This window comes from uncultured Methanobrevibacter sp. (assembly GCF_937906425.1).
Lineage (GTDB): Archaea > Methanobacteriota > Methanobacteria > Methanobacteriales > Methanobacteriaceae > Methanobrevibacter.
On the sequence record NZ_CALCYR010000122.1, the window covers coordinates 1 to 4,660 of the forward strand.

4 protein-coding genes are annotated in these 4,660 nt (G+C 31.4%); 3 read left to right on the forward strand and 1 reads right to left on the reverse strand.

Translation table 11 applies throughout. The annotated features are described in order from the left end of the window. The first annotated feature begins 106 nt into the window (after positions 1–106). The 3 genes from Q0138_RS03300 (at position 107) to Q0138_RS03310 (ending at position 2,837) form a co-directional block, all read left to right on the forward strand. Positions 107–676, forward strand: a complete 570-nt coding sequence (locus Q0138_RS03300) for a flavodoxin family protein (protein WP_297980891.1) — start codon at positions 107–109, stop codon at positions 674–676. Between the two features lie 80 nt (positions 677–756). Beyond that, complete coding sequence (locus tag Q0138_RS03305; protein ID WP_297980894.1) at positions 757–2,331, forward strand: ClC family H(+)/Cl(-) exchange transporter; 1,575 nt, start codon at positions 757–759, stop codon at positions 2,329–2,331. Positions 2,332–2,498: 167 nt separating this feature from the next. Beyond that, positions 2,499–2,837 (forward strand): NifB/NifX family molybdenum-iron cluster-binding protein, encoded by a 339-nt coding sequence (locus Q0138_RS03310; protein WP_297980897.1) that lies wholly within the window; start codon positions 2,499–2,501, stop codon positions 2,835–2,837. 283 nt (positions 2,838–3,120) lie between these two features. On the opposite strand, the gene Q0138_RS03315 is transcribed toward Q0138_RS03310, so the two are convergent. Beyond that, positions 3,121–4,560 (reverse strand): glutamate--cysteine ligase, encoded by a 1,440-nt coding sequence (locus Q0138_RS03315; protein ID WP_297980900.1) that lies wholly within the window; start codon positions 4,558–4,560, stop codon positions 3,121–3,123. Positions 4,561–4,660 lie beyond the last annotated feature (100 nt).

A 4,660-nucleotide genomic window follows, 5' to 3' on the forward strand; every position in this document is an offset into this window, starting at 1 on the left:
TAGAATAAAAATAAAACTCTTAAAAAGACTTAAACCTAAAATAGAATAAAAATAAAACTCTTAAAAAGACTTAAACCTAAAATAGAATAAAAATAATGGGATTTAAATGGCTAAAGTAATTTTATTGAATGGCAGTCCAAGAAAAGACAGCAATACCCTCATAGCATTAAAAGAATGTGCAGATGCTATTGAAAAAGAGGGTGTTGAGACTGAAATCATCTCGCTTAGAGGCAAAAAAATAGAATCATGCATTGCATGTCTTAAGTGTAGGGAAATTGGAAATTGCGTATTAAATGACGGATTGGATGAAATTATAATCAAAATACGAGAAGCTGACGGTTTCATTCCTGCAGCCCCAGTTTACTTTGGAACTGCACGTGGAGATATAATGTCTGCATTACAAAGAATAGGAAAGGTTTCAAGAGACAATGACAAATTCCTGAACTGGATGGTTGGCGGTCCAATTACCGTTGGAAGACGTGGAGGACAAACATTAACATTACAGGAAATGACCATGTTTTTCCCAATCAATGGAATGATTGTGCCTGGATCCAAATATTGGAACATGGTTGTTGCAGCAGAAGAAGGCACTGCATTGGAAGACAAGGAAGGAATTGAAACAGTTCGACTCTTTGGAGAAAATGTGGGAAAACTAATCAATAAGATTAAAGAATAAATTTAAAATTATTTTAATAATTAAAAACCTAAACATTAAAACTTACAAAATAATTTCAAAAACCACCAAGAGTGTGAAAAATGAAGATGATTAAAAATACATTAGGATTTAATGTTGAAAATTCTAAGTATTATCTAAAACTAATAATTGAGGCAATACTCATAGGATTATTCTCAGGCCTTGTTGTTTCATTGTACCGCCTAGGGCTTGAAAATAGTGAAAACATTCTATTTTCCACAATAGAATACATTCATGGCGATTTCTATTTAACCATCCTATGGTTTATCATACTTGCAATTATGGGACTGATTACGGCTATCCTGGTTAAATGGAATCCAGACATAGCGGGAAGTGGAATCCCCCATGTTATGGGAGAAGTTAAAGGCTACTTTGACATCAATTGGCTAAAGACACTGATAGCCAAATTTATTGCAGGTACCCTTACAGCTCTTGGAGGTCTTTCCCTTGGAAGAGAAGGCCCATCAGTACAATTGGGAGCAATGGCTGCAAAAGGAGTTTCAAAATACCTTCCAAATACTAAAACAGATGAAAAACGTCTTTTGATATGTGGAAGTGGTGCAGGATTGGCTGCAACCTTTAGTTCCCCACTTGCAGGATTTATTTTCACCTTGGAAGAAATTAACAAAGGATTCGATAGGTCAATTATCCTTGTAGGACTTGTTTCAGCACTCATTGCAGATGTGGTTTCAAAAATTTTCTTTGGGCAAAATCCTATTTTCCCATTTACCACAACAAACATTCCATTGAACTACTATTGGTTACTGATTATCATGGGAGTTCTGATTGGAATTTTAGGATATATCTACAATACAGGAATGATTTTGGCTTCAGACTTATGGAAAAAACTGGAAAATGTGCCAATCGAAATAAGGTTTATTGCCGTCTTTATTGTGACTGGAATAGTTGGATTATTCCTTCCCGAAGTTTTAGGCGGAGGATATTCAATGATGGCACTTATTGAATTAAGTCTCCCTCCATTATCAGTTTTAATTGTTCTTTTAATTGGAAAATACTTACTTTTAATATTTTGTTTCGGTTCAGGAGCTCCTGGAGGAATCTTTTATCCTGTACTTGTTATAGGAGCATACATTGGTGCAATATTCTCTGCAATAGTCGTGCCAATCTTCGGTCTTGACCCATTGGTTTCCTACAAGTTTATCATGATAGCAATGGCTGCAATGTTTGCAAGTTCAGTAAGAACCCCAATTACTGCAATCGTATTGATTTCAGAGCTTACAGGATCTACAAACTCCCTTGTTGCAATAATCATAGTTACAGTTATTGCATATATCATTCCAACAATACTCGGAAATGCTCCAATTTATGAAACACTGCTTAAAAGGCTTTTAAAAACAAAAGAGGAAATGGAATTTGACAAGACAAAAAGCGTTTTAGAGGAATATGTTGTCCCTATCGATTGTGCCTTAATCGGAGAGAAAATCTGGGACTTGCCACTTCCTAAATCAGCAATGGTTGTTTCTGTTGTAAGAACTGGAGACACCTTGATTCCTGATGAAAATCTAAGACTAAAATACGCTGATGAATTGTTTATAATTATGAATCAAAGCACTTATTCAAAGGACAATAAGGAAATTGAATCCTTAATTTATAACAATTGGATTAAAGAGGAATAAATAATCCCATTTTAAAAAAATAAGATAAAATTAATTATAAAATTAAATAAAAATCATATATTTTAATTTTTTAAAATCTTTAAAAATAATAAAAAACAATTAAATAATTTTTTAAAAAATACTAATAACTTGTTTAAATATGAAAAAAACTATTTTAAGGTGAAAAAATGAGAATTGCAGTTGCTTCATCCAATGGAGAGGAAGTGGATTTACACTTTGGAAAGGCAAGTTCATTATACATTTATGAATTTGATGAGAAAAGTGAAGAATTGAAATTTGTCGAACAGAGAACTGTGGAAATTAATGAAGAGAAAAAACACCAAAATCCAAAAATAATCAAGACAATCAGTGATTGCAAAGTAGCTATCTGTGCACAATTTGGTTTTAAAGCTCAAATTTTTGCAGAAGACGCTGGAATAAAACTAATTTTAGGAGAAGGAACTGTAGAAGAATCCTTAAACAAATATGTTGATCATGTTAAATTCATGAACAATATTAAAATATGATTTTAGAGTAAAAAACAATCTAAAATCTATTTTAAGTAAAAAAATCAATAAAAAAAATCCAAATATGTAAAAAAAAGTAAAAAAAAACAATCTAAAATCTATTTTAAGTAAAAAAATCAAATAAAAAAAATTCCAAATATGTAAAAAAAGTTAATTTAAATTAAAAATTAACAAAAAAATTCCAAATATGTAAAAAAAGTAAAAAAGTTAATTTTAATTAAAAATTAACAAAAAATAAATTAAAAAAGTTTAAATAAACTCAAATAAACATTAATGATTGAATTTAAAAACAGTCACAGCCTTGAAGGGCTACAGGAATATATTCCTTAAACTCATTCTTTTCAATTTCATCAGTATTTTCAATCAAATATTTGCTTGTTAATTTATTGTTTTTAGAAAGTTCCAATTGACTTTCAATATAACCTTCTTCCTTAATCAATTTAACAAGTCTTTTTCCATAAGTCAAATTAGAATCAACAATCCTCCTTCTCATGGAATTCAATATGCTTTGATTTCCAATACCTAAAGTCTTACACATCACATCCATCTCATCCAAAATGCTTAATCCCCAATGCTCAAGACTTATTTCTTCACCATCCTTAAGAAGTCTCATATCCGGGTCATAGGCAGATTCAGCAGTCCTTTCCTCATTGTAAATTGCATCCTCCTGCCAGTTTTCATAATCTGACTCTTCTGCAATCAACAAATAGATAATAAATAAATGCAGGAAATCCATATCCTTCTTGATTAAACCACATTTATAGAATGGATTAATGTCCAATGTCCTTATTTCAATATACTGAATTCCATCATCATTCAAGGAATTCAAAAGCTCTTGAGGATTTTTAGGTTTTAATCTAATCTGAGTGTAGAGTTCCTTTGCCTGAGACAGTTTACCTTCCTCAATAAAGGAATTAACAGAGTTTGTAAATCCTTTTACAGAACTGTAATCAGGATACAAATGCTCCAGATTCTTATATCCGCAGGAAGCGTTTCTAAATGAAAGACCTCTTTCACTATAGAAACTTCCCTTATTGTCACTTTTTTCCATCAAATCAGTGCATTCTGGAGTGAAAGTCTCATGGGCAGCTACAGAACATCCAGTAAGATAGATTATAAGCCATACATAACGAATGTAATTTCTAGTGATTTTTAAGTATAGATTGTTCTTGAATTCCTTATAGGAAATAGGATTATCTTCCAAAGAATCATTTAAAATAATATTTTCATATAATTTTTCAATCATTTCCTCCTTAAATGAAAAATTGAAATGAATTCCTGAAATCAATTGCTTTCTAAGACCATATTTTTTAGCCAAACCTCTCCTGTATGCCATAGACTCTTCAGCCAATTCCCTGCCCTTATACTTTGCTATTGGAATCTTACTTGATTCTGGAAGAATGCAAGGCAATGACTGGAACCACAGGTACTCATCATCAGGCAATGATCCATTCACCAAATCAGCCATGAATGAGAAAAAGCTGAATGCCTCATCAATTGTATCAAATGCAGGAGTTATTATCTCTATTTGGCTTTCGGAAAAGTCTGTTGTAATATACGGGTTGGACAATTTATTTCCAAATATTTCAGGATGTGGTCTAAGAGACAAGTTTCCTTCCTTATCCACCCTTAAACCTTCCCATTCTATACCATATGATCCTCTTTCCAAATCATCTACACTTAAATATTTATGCAACTGAGATAAATTGAATATTTTATCCATTTTATCACACCTATAAAATCCTATATAAATTATCTTAATTCATAAAAATACTTAAAAATTACATTAAAAGTACAACACACATAAAAATACTTAAAAATTA